The following is a 16691-nucleotide window of genomic DNA, read 5'->3' on the forward strand; positions in this document are numbered from 1 at the left end:
CGTTGCGCGTGTCCAAGACCTGTTCCGCACCCCGCGATACCGAAATGACATCGACCGAGGCAGCCGACCACGTGACACCCCCACCCATGACCGACACCACCACGAGAGGGGCATGAGCGCAGACAAGATGGGAATCCCAGTGCTACGCGTCGAGGACGCGCATCGCCTACCACGCCAGCGCGGCGGTTTGAAGCCGTAGCGGCGAGCCGTGACGTGGGAACCGATCAAGTGCGGTCGCGGCGGGGCCGGGAAGCGTTGATGCTGCCGGTCCGGAACTACGGTGCGGGTGCGGCCAGTTCGCGTAAGGCCAAGAGAAACAGTTCGTCCATCCGTGGACTCAATTCGGCCAGCGTCGCTGCGCTGAGGTGATTGGCGGGGCCGAACACCCGGTTCAGCGCCTGTGCCGGGGCTCCACTGCCCAGCGTCAGGCACAGACCGGCAATTCCATCGGCGCGAAGTTCTTCGAGCGCCTTGCGGGTATCGGATTCGGCGTAATGCCCTTCGTAGCCATGGTCATACGGGAATCCGTCTGACAAGACGAGCAGCAGTCGATGCCGTGTCCCGGCTTGAGTTTTGAGAATGGCTGCCGCGCCGCGGATTCCGGCACCCAGCCGGGTGTAGCCCGATGGCTGCAACTCGCTGAGCTGTCCCCGGCTGGTCGCGCCGAAGCGCTGTGCGAATGTCTTGATCGCGAGCAGGTGGACTGCTTCGCGGCCTTCCGATCGAAAGGCGTAAACCGCGACCCGGTCGCCGAGGTCCTCTAGCGCTGCGGCCAGGGTTGCCGCCGCGCGCCGCTGGTGCTCGTGCACAGCCCGGCCGTCCGGGTCGGCGTCGGTGACCGATCCCGACGCATCCAGCAGGATCACAACTCCCAGATCGCGAGTGAGGTGTCGGCGCTCGGTGTAAACGTGCGGGGCAGGTGTATGGCCGGAGTGCAGGTCGACGACGAAGTCGATCAGCGCGTCGGTGTCGAGTTCGTCGCCGTCGGGGCGGCCCCGTAAGACCCGTGGGCTCAGCCCGATCCGGGACAGGCGTTTGCGCAGCACCTCGTCGTGCGCGACCTCGGCGGCGGGGTTGCCGAGTCCGGCGGTCAGCGGGTACTCGAAGACTCGACACCAATCGGGCCGGTACAGGCCGGCGAAGACGTCCCATTCCGGATGCAGTGCGGCGCCTACGCCGAGGGCGCTGGCCGGTTTGCTGTCGTCGTCGACGCGGATCGCAGTAGGTACTGGCCGTGCCTGCCTGCTGAGCGTGTGCGCGCGCCGAAGGCCACCGAGGCTCAGTTCCGCGCCGGCGGCATTGTCGCCCGGTGCGCGCGAGGTGCCGAACAACTTGCGGAGGAATTCGGACACCATCCTCGAGTTCATCAGCGGGTTCTCGAACAGTTTGAGAATTGTGCTGCGTTCGGCGGGCTCGTCCGCGTCCTCGTCGGGCCGGTCGGCGCTACCGGCGAATCGCAGATCTCTGTCGGTGGTACGGGCGTCGTGCTCTGAAAGGCGGAGCAGCAGTGTGGGTTTGATGACTCCGAACCACGCGGGCGGGTCCGCGACGACCGACCGGCTACCGGCCATGTCGAGTGACTCGTCGGCGGTTGCGGTGGGTGGCCGGATGTCGGGGCTGAGCGTGGCGGCCAGCGGAAGTCGTTGCGCCAACTCGACGAGCACCCGGCGACCTTCCAGGCCGAGGTATCGACGGGCGAGGGCGGGGCGCATCCGTAGTTGCCGAACCATTCGGGGCGCAAGGCTTCCCGCGCCGATGAGTGCGCTTTGGGCCACGACCTGGCGGCGTAGCTCGTCGGCGCTGACGGACGCGCAGACAAAGATAACCCGCCCATCGGTGTGGGCGGGCTCGCCGACTGCCGCCGGGACCACGTCCACCGCCCGGCCGGCGATGAAGCTGGCCAGCAAGCGGAACCGATCCGGATCGGTCACGTCGCGGGCAGCACCGCGTCGACCAGCTCACCGAGAGCCCGCACGACGTCCTGATCGTCGGACAGGATTTCGACGATCGCGGACTGCGCGGCCCTACGCAGGCTGAGCCCTTCGGCGACGAGTTCACCTGCCAGGATCAGCATTCGGGTTGACGACACCTCGCCCAGCGGCGATCCTTGCAAGCCGCGGATGGCGTGTCCGACCTTGACCAGGGCGTGCGCGGTCGACAGGTCGATTCCCGATTCGTGGGCAACCACTTCGGCTTCGACCTCGGCGGGCGGAAAGCCCAGCTCGATGGCGACGAAACGCTGACGGGTGGATTCCTTGAGATTCTTCAAAACGGATTGATAGCCGGGGTTGTACGAGATCACCAGCTGGAACCCGGGTGCCGCTCGCAACGTGGCGCCAAGCCGATCGATGCTGAGTTCACGGCGATGATCGGCCAGTGAGTGAATGACGACGATGGTGTCCTGGCGCGCTTCCACCACCTCGTCGAGGTAGCAGATCGCGCCGTGGCGCGCCGCGCGCGTCAACGGTCCGTCTACCCAAACGGTTTCACCGCCCTTGAGCTGGAAGCGTCCGACCAGGTCGGCCGAGGTCATGTCTTCGTGACCGGCGACGGTGATCAGCTCGCGGCCGAGTTGGTGAGCCATCGCCTCGACGAAGCGCGTCTTCCCGCACCCGGTCGGCCCCTTCAGTAGCACCGGCACGCCCCGCCGGGCGGCCGCAGCGAAGACGTCGACCTCGTCGCCAGCGGCCCTGTAAAACGGTGCTTCCGTTGCGGATTGGACGGCTTGGCTGTTGGTCAATGGCTTATTTCCTGCGCTCGTAGGGGACGGTCTGAGGAAGCTGGGCTCCCTTCGGGAGCACCAACTGTCCGTTGGTATCGATGTAGCCGGAGCGTTTGGTCGGCATCGGCAGCACGGGATTGGGGCATGGCTGATCGGTACCGTCGCCGCAGATGCCGCCGTTGAGGTAGGACCTCTTCTGGACGTCGGCAGGCCATGGGTCGGCATGCATCGCGACCCATTGCGCGGGAAGGTTGTAGAAGAAAAAGAAGCATCCGCTCACCGCGGCGAAGATCGCCAGGAATCGGACCAGCTGTATCTTCGCGAAACCGCCTCGCACGTGGTCGATTCCGCGCTCTACAATGGTGCGGCCGCGATCGTCGGTGAAGTACCGCAGGCACGTCAAGCCAGTCAGGACGCCGCCCCACATCAGCCCTTCGTAGATCGGCCACTGGTAATAGGTGCCGGCATTGATCGAAACCGCGCGAATCGCACCGGGATAAACGTAGAACCCGATCGGCAGCATGATCAGGCCCTCCATGACGAAGTCGACGACGATGTTGAACGCGTAGACGATGCCGATCAGCTTCATGTTGCTCACGTGGGGCCACCGGGCTTTGGCTTTGCGCATCACCCAACAGCCGGCGATGAGGAACAGGATGTTCAAGGCGTAGCCCGGCGTGTTCGTCAGCAGCGGTTCGGCGGCCTGATGGCCCGGAACCTCCGGGGAGACCCAGCCCGGAATGTCCGACGACCAGGCGCCCCGGTTGAAGTTCCAGGTGTTGTAGGTGCACCAGGTGTTGAGGTAGTTGAGCAGCGGGTCCTGGAAGAACATCAGACCGCAGGACAGCAAGAGCATGCCGTCAAGAGTGATCCGCCGCTCCCGGCGCCAGGGTCTGATGATGAACCACCACAGCGCAAGTGGGAAGCCGACGCATGCGCAGACCGCGTTGGCCACCAGCGGCACCTTCATGTACATCGGCGGATCGCCGGGGCCCGAGGGCACGTGCTCGAAATACGGTCCGGTGATCCAGCGGACCCATACGTAGAGCTGCAGCGCCAGTAGCGCGCCGCCCACTGCGGCCCACACCGTGATCGGCTTGACCGCCGACTGATTCGGTCCATTGCCGGCGCCCGGCGCGTCGACCAACTTGCTGGATAAATCGCTCATCAGGGCTGACTCCTTCTGCATCGACGCTCCAAGGTCGTCGCGAGGTCCGGTGGTCTCGCCAAAATATACTCACGAGTATCTGGAAAACGGAAGAGATTCTGAGCAGATCTGGCAGAATCTCGCGCATGGTTGAGCGTTGGACGCGGGAGCGTCGCCTGGAACACACGCGCTCACTGCTCGTCGACGCGGCAGAGGAAGTGTTTGGCGAAAAGGGCTTTCTCGCCGCCACCTTAGACGACATCGCGCACACTGCCGGCTATACCAAAGGCGCCATTTACAAACATTTTTCGACAAAGGAAGACTTGTTCCTGGCCGTCAGTGACCGCTACTGGCGGCGCTATTTCGACAACTTCACCGAAGTGATGTCCGCTGCCACCGAGGTGGGCGCGCACGAGCTCGACGAGATCGTCGAACGCTGGAGTCAACTGAGCCGTGACCGCGGAGCCGAGCATGCCGCGTTGGGCCACGAGTTCACCCTCTATCTGCTGCGCAATCCCGACGCCCGCGAACGAGTGGCGGCCAAACGACTCGAAGCTGTCGGGGCGCTGGCCAAGTTCATTTCGAAGGGCGTCGACCAACTCGGCGGGACACTGCTGATGCCCGCGCTGACCTTTGCCCAAGTGCTGGTCGCCACCAGCGACTCGATCGTGCTGGGCAGTCAACTCGATGACGTCGATCTGTACCGCCCGATCGTGGAGATGTACACGTCAATGATCAAGCTGCCCTGACCGGGCCGCGTGTGGCCGGTCGTGCGCCCGGCTGCACTATGAACGGGTGAACCCGTTTCGAATCGATGTTGCCGACGACGTTCTTGACGATCTGCGCACGCGTCTGGCGCGCACCCGTTGGCCCGAGGCCGAGTGCGTGGACGACTGGAGCCAGGGCATTCCGCTGGCGTACACCCGCGAGCTCGCCGACTACTGGGCCAACGAATACGACTGGCGGTCGCGCGAGGCCGCGCTCAACCGCTTCGACCAATTCGTCACCGACATCGACGGGCTGGACATTCATTTCATCCACCAGCGCTCGCCGCACGAGGACGCCTTCCCGTTGGTGATCACGCACGGCTGGCCGGGCTCGATCGTGGAGTTCCATAAAGTGATTGAGCCGCTGACCAATCCGGCGTCCGGGCGCGCCGAAGACGCGTTCCACGTGGTGTGCCCGTCGCTGCCCGGCTACGGCTTCTCGGGCAAGCCCAGCCGCACCGGCTGGGGCGTGGAGAAGATCGCCGAGGCGTGGGAGACCCTGATGCAGCGCCTGGGCTACAACCGCTACGGCGCCCAGGGCGGCGACTGGGGCGCGGCCGTCACCACGCAGCTCGGCCGAAACGGCAGCTCCGGCGGCAACCACTGCGCGGCCATCCACCTGAACATGCCGATCGGCGCGCCGTCGGCCGAGAGCCTGAAGAACCCCACCGAGGAGGAGAAGGCGGCCATGGCCGGGCTGGCCAACCACCGCAAGTGGGGCATCGGGTATTCCACGCAGCAGTCCACCCGCCCGCAGACGCTGGGGTACGGCCTCAGCGATTCGCCGACGGGGCAGCTGGCGTGGATCGTCGAAAAGTTCTGGGCGTGGTCGGATTGCGACGGGCATCCCGAAAACGCGCTGACCCGCGACGAGCTGCTGGACAACGTGATGGTGTATTGGGTGACCGGCACCGCCACGTCGTCGGCCCGGCTGTACTGGGAGAGCTTCCGGGTGTGGCGCGGCGGGGATCGGGTCGAATTGCCCACGGGCGTAGCCGCTTTCCCGGGTGAGCTGTTGAAGCCGCCGCGGAGCTGGTGCGAGCCGAACTACAACATCACCCGCTGGACCGCGATGCCGCGCGGCGGCCACTTCGCCGCGTTCGAACAGCCCGAGCTGTTCGTCGACGACGTCCGCGCGTTCTTCGCGACGGTGCGCTGACGGGTTACCCGGGAAGGGCGAAGAACTCCAGCGCTATGCCGTCGGGATCGCGGAAACTCAGGCCGCACCCGTAGTCCGCGTCCACGACGCCGCCGTGCTCGATGCCGAGCTCGTCGAGCCGGGTGACCCACTCCTGCAGCTCGGCGCGGCTGGCGCAGCCGAAGCCGACGTGGTCCAGGCCGACGCGGTGCTCGCTGAATTTCTCGTCGGGAGCGGGGCTGTCGTGCTGGTGGATGCCGAACAACGTGCCGCCGGCGATCAACCACACCTGGTGCCGGTAGCCGGCGGCGTCGTCGTGCTCATCGGCGATGGGATCGGCGCCGAACAGGCGCCGGTACCACGGCCCGCTGACGTCGACATCACGCACCGTGACGGCAACGTGATTGAGGGCCGGGAAGGTCATGGCTTGACCTTACGCCCGGAGCTGAGCATCGGGCCGCTGGCCGAGTATCCACCGTCGACGGCCAGCGCCGCGCCGGTGACGAACGAGGCCTCGTCGCTGGCGAGAAACAGTGCGGCGGAAGCGAGTTCGGCCGGTTCGCCCCAGCGGGCCATCGGTGTCGGCAGGTAGCTACCCGCTGGCACCTCGTCGTCGGGTTTGGCCCCGGCCAGCCCGGTGTAGGTCATGCCCGGGCAGATCGCGTTGATGCGCACGTTCGTCTTCGCGTAATCGAGCGCCGCGGACTTCGTCATCTGCACCACCGCGGCCTTGGCCGCGGCGTAGCAGGCCAACCCTTTCCACCCGACCAGTCCGGACGCCGAGGCGGTGTTGACGATGGCGCCACCACCGCCGTCGAGCATCGCCGGGATCGCGTACTTCATCCCGAGGAACACGCCCTTGAGGTTGATCGCGAGGATCTTGTCGAACAGCGCCTCGTCGGTGTCGGCCAGTGCCACATGTGGTCCGCCGAATCCGGCGTTGTTCAGCAGCACGTCGACCTTGCCGAACCGCTCGACGGCGGTGGCGACCATGCGCTGCACGTCGTCGGCGTCGGTGACGTCGACACGCACCGGCACGGCGCGATCACCGAGCCGGCCGGCGATGTCGGTTTCCTGCCCGCTGATGTCGGCGCAGACGACGCGGGCCCCTTCCTCGGCGAACCGGCTGGCAGCCGCCCAGCCGATGCCCGAGCCGGCGCCGGTGATGATGGCGACCTTGCCCTCGAGCCGGCCCATTCAGACGATCCGCCGGCCGCGGCGCGCGCGAGACCGCATGTCCCACAGGTACATCTGATAGCCGAGGATCCATACGCGGTGCGGTATCAGGCGATCGGCCAGCCGCAGGCCGGACAGCAGCCATTCGAACCGGCGTTGCTTCTTCTCCGACCAGTCCAGCTGCATCATCGACCGGAACTCCGGGGCCAGGAAGCCGGTCGTCGCGAACAGGTTGAACGGTCCCGCTAGCGCGTTGAGCGGCCATGGCAGGAAGACCACCGCGGCCACGCCGCGCAGGTGTTCCCGAACGGGAGCGTCAATGCGCAGGTCCTCGAGCGAGCGCTTCCAGTACTCGTCGAACGCGACGCGGTCCGGCGGCCACATCCGCTCGGGGACCTGCAGCGTGGTGCCCAGCTTCTTGGCGTCCTGGTAGACCGCGTCGGCGGTGGCGTCGTCGAGTGTGCCGTACAGAAACTCGTGCTGGTCGACGAAATAGCGGTACAGGCACGCCGCAACCCACAGCTGTAGCTTGGGGTCGAAAGCGTTGTAGGACACCGGGCTTGACACCCTCGACCGCACCTGGCGGTGGGCGACGTCGACGGCGCCGCGAATCAGCGCTCGGTCGGACTCGGTGCCGATGGTCGCCACCGCGAGGTAGGTGCCGGTGGTGCGGGCCCGCTTGAACGGATGCTTGTAGACGTTGCCGCTGTCCACCGGGCTCTCCAGCACGCCATACCCGACACCGGGCAGCGACAGCTGCATGATCACGTTCGCGGCGGGCAGCAACGTCGCCGCCGGGTTCAACAGGTCGGCGACCCGGGTCGCGGGTCGCTTCATCGCGGTCGCCTCATGAGATCGAGTATGACCACCCGATGACGGTCTAGAAGTTAGATCGGCGCGAAAGTGGGCGGACGTGGCCTCCCTGGCGGATTAGCTGGGTATGAGACGCTGCCGGGGTGTTCGTGACGACGCGGCGTGCCCGGATCGTCGGCGTGCTGGCCGGCTACCTGGCCGACCTGGCGCTGCGTGACCCGAAGCGGGGTCATCCCGTCGCGGTGTTCGGCCAGGCGGCGGCCGGGCTGGAGCAGGTCACCTACCGCGACGCCAAGCTCGACGGCGCGGTGCACGTGGGTCTGGCGGTCGGCGCGGTGAGCCTGCTCGGCACGGTCGCGCAGCGCGCCGCCGCGCGCCGGGGCCGGCTGTGGTCGATCGCCGCGACCGCCGCGGCCACCTGGATCTCGCTGGGCGGTGCCTCGCTGGCGCAGACCGGCCTGGAAATGGCGGAGCTGCTGGAGCGCGGTGATGTCGAGGCCGCGCGGCGGCTGCTGCCGTCACTGTGCGGGCGCGACCCGGAGCAACTCGACGGCGGGGGATTGACGCGCGCGGCGCTGGAGTCGGTCGCGGAGAACACCTCCGATGCCCAGGTGGCGCCCCTGTTGTGGGCGGCAGTCGGTGGGGCGCCCGCGGCGCTGACCTACCGCGCCATCAACACCCTGGATTCGATGATCGGCCATCGCTCGCCGCGCTACACCCGATTCGGTTGGGCCGCAGCACGATTAGACGATGCCGCCAACTTCGCCGGCGCCCGGGTAACGGCCGTGCTGGTCGCTGCGTGTGCCCCGGCAGTCGGTGGATCGCCGTCGGCCGCGCTGCTCAGCTGGCGGCGCGACGCGGGGCGGCATCCCAGCCCCAACGCCGGCGTCGTCGAGGCGGCCTTCGCGGGGGCGCTGGGCGTGCGGCTCGGCGGCCCCACGCAGTACCACCACGAGCTGCAGATCCGGCCCACCCTCGGCGACGGCCCGGAGCCGGCGGTGGACGACCTGCGCCGCGCGGTGGCGCTGTCGCGGGCGGTGCAGCTGGCGGCCGCCGTGCTGGCCGGGTTGTCCGCCGTGCGCTGACGGCTTTGAGTGTGCAGGTGGGGCGTCGGGTGTGCACGTGTGCTGGTGAGTGTGCTGCCGCGGCGTTGAGTGTGCGGGCAGGGCGGCCTCGCTCGGCCTGTCCCCGCCGCCAGCGCACACGGAAAACCGTCAGCGCACGTCGAACGCCGTCAGCGCACGCTCAGTGGCGGCGGCCGTAGCGGTCGGCGAGTTTCTCCTCGACGGTCGCCGGGCCTTGCGGCGTCGGCGCCTGCGCGCGCTCCTGACGCCGGACCCGGATCTCGGAGTAGGCGAAGTAGCCCAGCCCGATCGGCGCCAGGATGCCGAACGAGATCCACTGGATGCCGTAGGACAAAAACGGCCCGGCGTCCAGATGCGGCACGCCGATCGGCCCCAGCCCGCCGGGTTGATCCTCGACGAGCTGCAGATACGACCCGGCCAGCGGCACCTTTGTCAGTACCGAGATCTGTTCGGTGCTGATCGAATACACCTGCTGGAAGCCGTCTCGCGAGAACGGGTCCTTGCCCGGCAGGTCCGGCTCGGAGTCGCGCAGGCGCGCGGTGATGGTCACCGCGCCCGGCGGGGGGCTGGGGATCGGCGGGACGTGCGAGCCGGGCAGGGGCCGCACGTAACCACGGTCGACCAGAACGGTGGGCCCGTCGTCGACGGCGAACGGCGCCAGCACCTCAAAAGCCTGGTCTGAATCCACCACTCGCAACCGTGCCAGCACCTGGGCATCGGGCAGGTAGTGCCCGGTCGCCGTCACCCGGCGCCACTGCGCGTTCGGTGCCGTCGAATTCTGCTGTGGCAGCAGAGTTTTCAGCGAAACAGGGGCGGTGTTGAGCGAATCCGAGATCTGCTGGTTCTCTCGCGACGTCCGGGAGTTCTTTCCCAGCTGCCACGGCGCGAGCACCATGAAGCACAAATACGTGAAGGCGATGACCACCAGGATCAGCGCGATCCAGCCCGGCCGCAGCAGAAATGCCAGCCGGCGCATCAACCGTGGCCGTTCTGCGCCAGCTGCTCGTCGACCCAGTCGTGCAGGCCGGGCAGCGCCGCCTCGATGACGGTGAAGACCTCCTCGAAGTCGGCGTGGTCACCGTAATAGGGGTCCTCGACGTCCAGGGCGTAGGCGCCCGAGCGCGGGTCGAACGAGCGCAGCATCCGGATTCGGTCGTCGTCGACGCCGAGCTGCTGCAACTGTCGAAGGTGGTTGCGGCCCAACGCAATCACCAGATCGGCGCCCAGGTGGTCGTCGTCGACCTGCGCGGCGCGGTGCTCGGTGGAATAGCCGTGGGCACTCAGCACCCGCGCGGCCCGCTCGTCGGCGCAATTGCCAACATGCCAATTGCCGGTGCCCGCGCTGGTCACCCGCACCGAGGCGGCAAGCCCGCGGCGCTGCAGTTGGTCGGCGAACATCTTCGCGGCCATCGGCGAGCGGCAGATGTTGCCGGTACAGACGAACGTCACGTGCAGCGGAGTCGACTCAGACACCCAGCGCCCTCCGCAGCTCGTCGACCGTCGTCGCGTGTGTCACGCCCACGACCGGGGACGCGTCGTCGGCGAAGTCGGCCCGCCCGTAGCCCCAGCCGACCACCACCGTGTCGATGCCGTGCGCGGCCGCTCCCTGGACGTCGTGGCTGCGATCGCCGACCATCAGCACGCGCTCGGGCAGCGGCTGCAGCTGAGAGAGCGCGTGCGCCAGCACCTCTTCCTTGCTCCTGCGCGAGGCATCCGGGCACGCGCCGGCGATGACTTCGAAATGCTGGTCGAGGTCGAAATGGGCGAGGATGCGTCGCGCGGTGGATTCCAGCTTCGAGGTCGCCACGGCCAGGCGGACGCCGGCGGCGCGCAGGTCGGCGAGCAGCTGCTCGATCCCGTCGAACAGGCTGTTCATCGCCCAGCCCCGGCTGCCGTACTCGGCCCGGAACGCCGTGAACGCCGCATCGGCGTGCTCGCCGAGGCCCATCGAGTGGAAGGTCTCGTCCATGGGCGGGCCCACGATCATGGCCGTCAGGTCGCCTTCGGGCACGTCGGCACCGACGTGGCTGAGCGCGTGCAGGAAGCAGGTGACGATCCCCTCGGCGGAGTCGGTGAGGGTGCCGTCGAGATCGAAGATCACCAGCTGCGGGGCCGCGCTATCGGCTGACACTGTGCCTGTCACGCCACCATTGTCCTAGATGGGGCGAGGCGAGGATTGCCAGGCTCGGTACGGCAACCGCGCGCGGGGCGAATTATTTCTATGAGGATTCTTTGTATGGCCGGCGGTGGGGCCTCTCGCATAGCGTTCCGCGCGTGCCCGACAAATAATGTCTCCGGCACGACTCATTGCTTACCGCGGTGCCGGTTGTCCCCAAACGCCGGTACGGCGGCTCCGGAAGGTAGGCGCATGACCGAAAGCACCATCGCGGGCTGGGAACGGGCCGAGATCGACAGAGCCAACGCCTCCGGGCTGACTCCAGTGGTATTCGTCCACGGGCTGTGGCTGCTCTCCAGCAGCTGGCAACGTTGGCGTGATCTGTTCGAGGCGAACGGCTACACGACCATAGCGCCGGGTTGGCCCGACGATCCGTCCTCCGTTGCCGAGGCACGCGCAAAGCCAGAAGTGTTTGCGCACAAGAAGGTTCAAGCCGTCACCGATCACTACCTGGATACCATCGGGCAGCTGACGAAGAAGCCCGCGGTGGTCGGACATTCGTTCGGCGGACTGATAGCGCAGAAGATCGCGGGGACCGGCGTATCAGCGGCGACAGTGGCGATCGACAACGCTCCATTCAGAGGTGTACTGCCGCTCCCGATCTCGGCGCTGAGATCTGCATTGCCGGTCCTGGGGAATCCCGCAAATTACGGGAAGACGGTCACCCTGAACTTCGAACAGTTCAAGTACGGCTGGGCCAATAACCTCGACGACGCCGAAGCCAAGGAACTGCACGAGACGTTCCACGTGCCGGCGCCGGGGCCGCCGATCTTTCAATCGGCGGGGGCGAACTTCAACCCGTTCAGCGAAACCCGGGTCGATTCCAAGAACCCCGACCGCGGTCCGCTGCTGGTCATCGCGGGCGCAAACGACCACACCGTGCCGCTGGCGGTCACCGAGGCCACCTACAAAATCCAGTCCAAGCACAACTCCGGCGTCACCGAGATCGAGCGGATCCCCGGTCGGGGTCACTCGCTGGTCATCGACAACGGATGGAAAGAGGTCGCCGACGTCGCCGTGAAGTTCATTCAGCGCTTCGTCTGATTCGGTCGCGACGGCTTCGAGCAATATCGCGGTCGCGTGAGCGGCGCCGTGGCGGCGCACTAGTGTTTCACGGATGGCAGGCCTGGACCCGAGCGCGCCGGTGGCGGCGCGCTATCACGGTGACCAGGCCGTCGCGCCCGGCATGCTGGATTTCGCCGTCAACGTGCGCCACGGGCGGCCGCCGGAGTGGTTGGTTGCGCGGCTCGCCGCGCGGCTGCCGGACCTGGCCGGCTACCCCAGCGCCGAGGACGTACGCCGGGCCCAGGACGCGGTGGCGGCGCGCCACGGGCGGGCCCGCGACGAGGTGCTGCCGCTGGCCGGTGCCGCCGAAGGATTCGCCCTGTTGCCCAACCTGCGTCCGGCGCGGGCCGCGATCATCGCGCCGTCGTTCACCGAGCCGGCCGTCGCGCTGACGTCGGCCGGAGTGCCGGTCCATCACATCGTTCTGGAGCGGCCCTTCGGGCTCGACGGCGTCGAGGTGCCCGAGGATGCCGACCTGGTGGTGGTGGGTAATCCGACCAACCCCACCTCGGTGCTGCACACCCGCGAGCAGCTGCTGGCACTGCGCCGCCCGGGGCGGGTCCTGGTGGTCGACGAGGCATTCGCTGATTCGGTTCCCGGCGAACCGGAGTCGTTGGCCGGGGATTCGCTGCCCGACGTGCTGGTGCTGCGCAGCCTCACCAAGACGTGGTCGTTGGCCGGGTTGCGAGTGGGCTACGCGCTTGGCTCGCCAGAGGTGTTGGCGCGGTTGACCGCCCAGCGGGCGCACTGGCCGGTGGGCACGCTGCAGCTGGTGGCCATCGAGGCCTGTTGTGCCGCCGAAGCCGTGGCCGAAGCGGCCGCCGAAGCCGTGCGGTTGGTTCAGTTGCGCATGGAGATGGTGGTCGGTCTACAGGCGGCCGGCGCCGACGTCGTCGCGGGCCAGGCACCGTTTGTGTTGTTCCGCACGCCCGACGCGGAGCGGATACGAATGAGCTTGCAGCGCAAGGGGATTGCGATCCGCCGCTGCGATACCTTCGTCGGCCTGGACGAGCAGTATCTGCGGGCCGCGGTGCGCCGCGAGTGGCCGCTGCTGGTCCAGGGAATCCAAGATGGTTCTGCGGCAGCGATGTGCAGCGGAGGCCGACGTTGAGCGTGCGGCTGTCCGAGGTGATCGAGGTGCTGGACGCGGCCTACCCGCCGCGGCTGGCTGAGTCGTGGGATTCGGTCGGCCTGGTGTGTGGCGACCCCGACGACGCGCTGGACTCGGTGACCATCGCGGTCGACGCCACCCCGGCCGTCGTCGACGAGGTGCCGGACGGCGGCCTGCTGCTGGCCCACCACCCGCTGCTGCTGCGCGGAGTCGACACCGTCGCGGCCAGTACACCCAAGGGCGCGCTGGTGCATCGCCTGATCCGCACGGGGCGTTCACTATTCACCGCGCACACCAATGCCGACTCGGCCTCGCCGGGGGTCTCCGACGCGCTGGCCGACGCCCTCGGCCTGACGGTAGAAGCGGTGCTCGAGCCGCTGTCGGCCACCGCGGACCTGGACAAGTGGGTCATCTACGTGCCCCGCGAGAATGCGGAAGCCGTGCGGGCCGCGGTGTTCGACGCCGGCGCCGGCCAGATCGGCGACTATTCGCACTGCAGCTGGAGCGTCAGCGGCATCGGGCAATTCCTGCCGCACGAAGGGGCCACGCCGGCCGTCGGCAGCGTCGGCAACGTCGAGCGGGTGGACGAGGACCGGTTCGAGGTCATAGCCCCCGCACGCCTTCGGGGCGCCGTGTGGTCGGCGATGCGCGCCGCCCATCCCTACGAGGAACCCGCCTTCGACGTCTTCGCCATGGTGCCGCTGCCCGGCGATGTCGGGCTCGGCCGCATCTGCGCGCTGCCGCAGCCGGAACCGTTGGGCGCGTTCGTCTCCCGCGTGAGCGGGGCGCTGCCACAGACGTCGTGGGGGGTACGCGCCGCGGGCGACCCGGACCTGGCCGTCTCGCGCGTCGCGGTCTGCGGGGGCGCCGGGGATTCGCTGCTGGGCGCCGTGGCCGGCGCCGGCGTGCAGGCCTATGTCACCGCCGACCTGCGTCACCATCCCGCCGACGAGCATCGCCGGGCCTCGGGGGTGGCGCTGATCGACGTCGCGCACTGGGCCAGCGAATTCCCCTGGTGCGACCAAGCCGCGCAGCTGTTGCGGTCTCGTTTCGGTTCCTCGCTGTCGGTGCGCGTGTCCACCCTGCGCACCGACCCGTGGAACCTTGGCAATTGCGGGGGAGAGCAGACATGAAGGCCGAACTAGCACAACAACAATCGCTCCTGGAGCTTTCGGAGCTGGACGCCGAGCTGTCCCGCATCGCGCATCGGGCTACGCATCTGCCGCAGCGCGAGGCCGTCGAGCAGATCCGGGTCGAGCACGCCGCCGCCGGCGACCGGGTGGCCACGGTCCGAATAGCGTTGGAAGACTTGAATGCCCAGGTGTCGCGGTTCGAATCCGAGATCGAGGCGGTGCGCCAGCGCGAGGAGCGCGACCGCGGACTGCTGCAGTCCGGGGCGACCGACGCCAAGCAGCTGTCGGATCTGCAGCACGAACTGGAGACCCTGGAGCGGCGTCAGGCCAGCCTGGAGGATTCCCTGCTGGAGGTCATGGAGCATCGGGAGGATTTGCAGAGCCAGCTGGCCGCCGAGGAGGCGGCCATCGAGGCGCTGCAGGCGGATCTGGCAGGCGCGCAGCAGGCCCTGGACGCAGCGATCGCCGAGGTCGACGAGGCGCGCCAGTCGCAGTCGTCGCGGCGTGACACCCTGGCGGCCACCCTGAACGCTGACCTGTCCGCCGTTTACGAGCGGCAGCGGGCCGGCGGCGGGCCCGGCGCCGGGCGGCTGCTGGGCCATCGATGTGGGGCCTGCCGGATCGAGATCGACCGCGGCGAAATGGCCCGCATCACCGCGGCCGCCGAGGACGAGGTGGTGCGCTGCCCGGAGTGCGGCGCAATCCTGCTGCGGCTCAGAGGATCCGGCCAGTGAGGGTTGTGATCGAGGCCGACGGCGGATCGCGGGGAAACCCCGGCCCGGCCGGCTACGGCGCCGTCGTGCGCAGCAAGGACGACTCGGCCGTGCTCGCCGAATCCAAACAGGCCATCGGCAGGGCGACCAACAACGTCGCCGAATACCGCGGCCTGATAGCCGGTTTGGAGGACGCTGCCCGGCTCGGCGCCAGCGAGGTCGAGGTGTACATGGACTCCAAGCTGGTGGTCGAGCAGATGTCCGGGCGGTGGAAGGTCAAACACCCCGACCTCGCGGAGCTGCACCGCCAGGCGCGCGCCCTCGCGTCGGGGTTCGAATGGATCAGGTACAACTGGATACCGCGGGCGCGCAACTCGCACGCCGACCGGTTGGCCAACGAGGCGATGGACGCGGCGGCCGAAACCGGTGACCTCGTCGATAAAGTCGACAAAGACGCAGAGCCCGCGAAAGCCGTTGCGGCGCAACCCTCTCCCGGCTGGACCGGCGCCCGCGGCACGCCCACCAGATTTTTGCTCTTGCGGCACGGGCAGACCGAGCTGTCGGTGCACCGGCGCTATTCGGGGCGGGGCAACCCGGAGCTGACCGAGTTGGGACGGCACCAAGCGGCCGCGGCGGCGGGGTACCTGGCGCAGCGCGGCGGGATCGCCGCCGTGATCTCCTCGCCGCTGCAGCGCGCCTACGACACCGCCACGGCGGCCGCCAAGGCACTGGGCCTCGACGTGACCGTCGATGACGACCTCATCGAAACGGACTTCGGCGCTTGGGAGGGACTGACGTTCACCGAGGCCGCCGAGCGCGATCCCGATCTGCATCGCCGATGGCTGGGCGACACCAGGACGAAGCCACCGGGCGGGGAGAGCTTTGACGCGGCGCTCGAACGGGTGACCCGCGCGCGGGAGCGCATTATCGCCGCCCACGAAGGCACCACGGTGTTGGTGGTCTCCCACGTGACGCCGATCAAGATGCTGTTGCGCCTCGCGCTGGACGCCGGCCCTGGCATCCTCTACCGGCTACACCTCGACCTGGCGTCGCTGAGTATCGCCGAATTCTATTCGGACGAAGCATCATCGGTGCGTCTGGTCAATCAGACCGACTATCTGTAGCAGTCGGGAAGTCGCTCACACGACGGGAACGACGCGCCTGCCGTCCGGGGGGCCGCTGGGCTCGGCCGGCGCGACTCGCTGACCCACCAGCCGGTAGGGCAGGCGCCGCAGTTCTTTGTTGTCGATGCTGAAGGCGAACGTGTACGACCCGAGCTTCTCGAACGGCAGCGCCGGCACGTTGACGGCCAACGCGACAGTCTGGCTCGCGCCGTCCTCCAGGTGGGACGGGCGGCCGACGTTGAACCGGAGGTCGACGCCGAACGGATTGCGGTCGGTCGAGCTCGTCGGCACCTCGACCGGGTCGCCCTCGGCGTCCAGCAGGGCGATGTGCACCGCGTGCTCTTCGTTGGTCTCGATCCACGGGACTTCGATGCTGAGCGCCAGCGACAGCGACACCGACCACGGGCCGGGGTGGCCGGCGGGGATGACGGTCAGATCGATCCCGCCGCCGAGGATGTAAAGCCGATTGTTCTGCACCTCCGCGTGGTTGCAGAGCAGCGCAGCCAGTTCCATGATTTCTC

Annotated in this window: 18 protein-coding genes; 8 read left to right on the forward strand and 10 right to left on the reverse strand. The window is 68.1% G+C overall.

Annotation, left to right across the window (positions count from 1 at the left end; all coding sequences use genetic code 11):
* Positions 1 to 275 precede the first annotated feature (275 nt).
* The 3 genes from MRAB57_RS20270 to MRAB57_RS20280 are packed head-to-tail and all read right to left on the reverse strand — an operon-like array spanning position 276 to position 3890.
* Positions 276 to 1931, reverse strand: coding sequence for a nitric oxide reductase activation protein NorD (locus MRAB57_RS20270; RefSeq protein ID WP_077088933.1), 1656 nt, complete (start codon positions 1929 to 1931; stop codon positions 276 to 278).
* Positions 1928 to 2740, reverse strand: a complete 813-nt coding sequence (locus MRAB57_RS20275; RefSeq protein ID WP_077088934.1) for a CbbQ/NirQ/NorQ/GpvN family protein — start codon at positions 2738 to 2740, stop codon at positions 1928 to 1930. The genes MRAB57_RS20270 and MRAB57_RS20275 overlap by 4 nt, the downstream gene beginning before the upstream one ends.
* A gap of 4 nt (positions 2741 to 2744) precedes the next feature.
* Positions 2745 to 3890 (reverse strand): spirocyclase AveC family protein, encoded by a 1146-nt coding sequence (locus tag MRAB57_RS20280; RefSeq protein ID WP_077088935.1) that lies wholly within the window; start codon positions 3888 to 3890, stop codon positions 2745 to 2747.
* A 125-nt stretch (positions 3891 to 4015) separates the two neighbouring features.
* Here MRAB57_RS20280 and MRAB57_RS20285 point away from each other — a divergent pair, with 125 nt between their 5' ends.
* A complete protein-coding gene (locus MRAB57_RS20285; protein WP_077088936.1) occupies positions 4016 to 4618 on the forward strand; it encodes a TetR/AcrR family transcriptional regulator in 603 nt (200 codons plus the stop codon).
* Between the two features lie 46 nt (positions 4619 to 4664).
* On the forward strand, positions 4665 to 5795 hold the full coding sequence (locus tag MRAB57_RS20290; RefSeq protein ID WP_077088937.1) for an epoxide hydrolase family protein: 1131 nt from the start codon (positions 4665 to 4667) through the stop codon (positions 5793 to 5795).
* A 4-nt stretch (positions 5796 to 5799) separates the two neighbouring features.
* On the opposite strand, the gene MRAB57_RS20295 is transcribed toward MRAB57_RS20290, so the two are convergent.
* From MRAB57_RS20295 to MRAB57_RS20305, 3 genes are read right to left on the reverse strand one after another with little or no spacing between them, the layout of a single operon-like run.
* Positions 5800 to 6198, reverse strand: a complete 399-nt coding sequence (locus MRAB57_RS20295; protein WP_077088938.1) for a VOC family protein — start codon at positions 6196 to 6198, stop codon at positions 5800 to 5802.
* Positions 6195 to 6971: an SDR family NAD(P)-dependent oxidoreductase gene (locus MRAB57_RS20300; RefSeq protein ID WP_077088939.1), complete on the reverse strand. Its 777-nt coding sequence runs from the start codon at positions 6969 to 6971 to the stop codon at positions 6195 to 6197. Before MRAB57_RS20300 ends, MRAB57_RS20295 begins: the two co-directional genes overlap by 4 nt.
* Positions 6972 to 7787 (reverse strand): oxygenase MpaB family protein, encoded by an 816-nt coding sequence (locus MRAB57_RS20305; RefSeq protein WP_077088940.1) that lies wholly within the window; start codon positions 7785 to 7787, stop codon positions 6972 to 6974.
* 119 nt (positions 7788 to 7906) lie between these two features.
* Here MRAB57_RS20305 and MRAB57_RS20310 point away from each other — a divergent pair, with 119 nt between their 5' ends.
* Complete coding sequence (locus MRAB57_RS20310) at positions 7907 to 8848, forward strand: cobalamin biosynthesis protein (RefSeq protein WP_077088941.1); 942 nt, start codon at positions 7907 to 7909, stop codon at positions 8846 to 8848.
* Between the two features lie 160 nt (positions 8849 to 9008).
* On the opposite strand, the gene MRAB57_RS20315 is transcribed toward MRAB57_RS20310, so the two are convergent.
* The 3 genes from MRAB57_RS20315 to MRAB57_RS20325 are packed head-to-tail and all read right to left on the reverse strand — an operon-like array spanning position 9009 to position 10991.
* A complete protein-coding gene (locus MRAB57_RS20315) occupies positions 9009 to 9824 on the reverse strand; it encodes an SURF1 family cytochrome oxidase biogenesis protein (RefSeq protein ID WP_077088942.1) in 816 nt (271 codons plus the stop codon).
* Entirely contained in the window at positions 9824 to 10321 is a 498-nt protein-coding gene (locus MRAB57_RS20320; protein WP_077088943.1) for a low molecular weight protein-tyrosine-phosphatase, read from the reverse strand. Before MRAB57_RS20320 ends, MRAB57_RS20315 begins: the two co-directional genes overlap by 1 nt.
* Positions 10314 to 10991, reverse strand: a complete 678-nt coding sequence (locus MRAB57_RS20325; RefSeq protein WP_173813952.1) for an HAD-IA family hydrolase — start codon at positions 10989 to 10991, stop codon at positions 10314 to 10316. Before MRAB57_RS20325 ends, MRAB57_RS20320 begins: the two co-directional genes overlap by 8 nt.
* A gap of 225 nt (positions 10992 to 11216) precedes the next feature.
* Between MRAB57_RS20325 and MRAB57_RS20330 the strand changes: the two genes are divergently transcribed.
* From MRAB57_RS20330 to MRAB57_RS20350, 5 genes are all read left to right on the forward strand, one after another.
* Entirely contained in the window at positions 11217 to 12068 is an 852-nt protein-coding gene (locus MRAB57_RS20330) for an alpha/beta hydrolase (protein WP_077088944.1), read from the forward strand.
* A gap of 73 nt (positions 12069 to 12141) precedes the next feature.
* Positions 12142 to 13200, forward strand: coding sequence for an Rv2231c family histidinol phosphate aminotransferase CobC (gene cobC, locus MRAB57_RS20335; RefSeq protein ID WP_077088945.1), 1059 nt, complete (start codon positions 12142 to 12144; stop codon positions 13198 to 13200).
* Positions 13197 to 14333, forward strand: a complete 1137-nt coding sequence (locus MRAB57_RS20340; protein WP_077088946.1) for a Nif3-like dinuclear metal center hexameric protein — start codon at positions 13197 to 13199, stop codon at positions 14331 to 14333. Before cobC ends, MRAB57_RS20340 begins: the two co-directional genes overlap by 4 nt.
* Entirely contained in the window at positions 14330 to 15067 is a 738-nt protein-coding gene (locus MRAB57_RS20345) for a zinc ribbon domain-containing protein (RefSeq protein ID WP_077088947.1), read from the forward strand. The genes MRAB57_RS20340 and MRAB57_RS20345 overlap by 4 nt, the downstream gene beginning before the upstream one ends.
* The gene (locus MRAB57_RS20350; RefSeq protein ID WP_077088948.1) at positions 15064 to 16170 is read left to right on the forward strand and encodes a bifunctional RNase H/acid phosphatase; all 1107 of its coding nucleotides are present in this window, start codon (positions 15064 to 15066) and stop codon (positions 16168 to 16170) included. Before MRAB57_RS20345 ends, MRAB57_RS20350 begins: the two co-directional genes overlap by 4 nt.
* A 15-nt stretch (positions 16171 to 16185) precedes the next feature.
* Here the strand turns inward: MRAB57_RS20350 and MRAB57_RS20355 are convergent, their stop codons facing one another.
* Positions 16186 to 16683 carry a DUF6941 family protein gene (locus MRAB57_RS20355; protein WP_077088949.1) on the reverse strand — a complete coding sequence of 166 codons (498 nt, stop codon included), beginning with the start codon at positions 16681 to 16683 and terminating at the stop codon, positions 16186 to 16188.
* Positions 16684 to 16691: the final 8 nt, after the last annotated feature.

The organism is Mycobacterium rhizamassiliense (assembly GCF_900157375.1).
Taxonomy (GTDB): Bacteria; Actinomycetota; Actinomycetes; order Mycobacteriales; family Mycobacteriaceae; genus Mycobacterium; species Mycobacterium rhizamassiliense.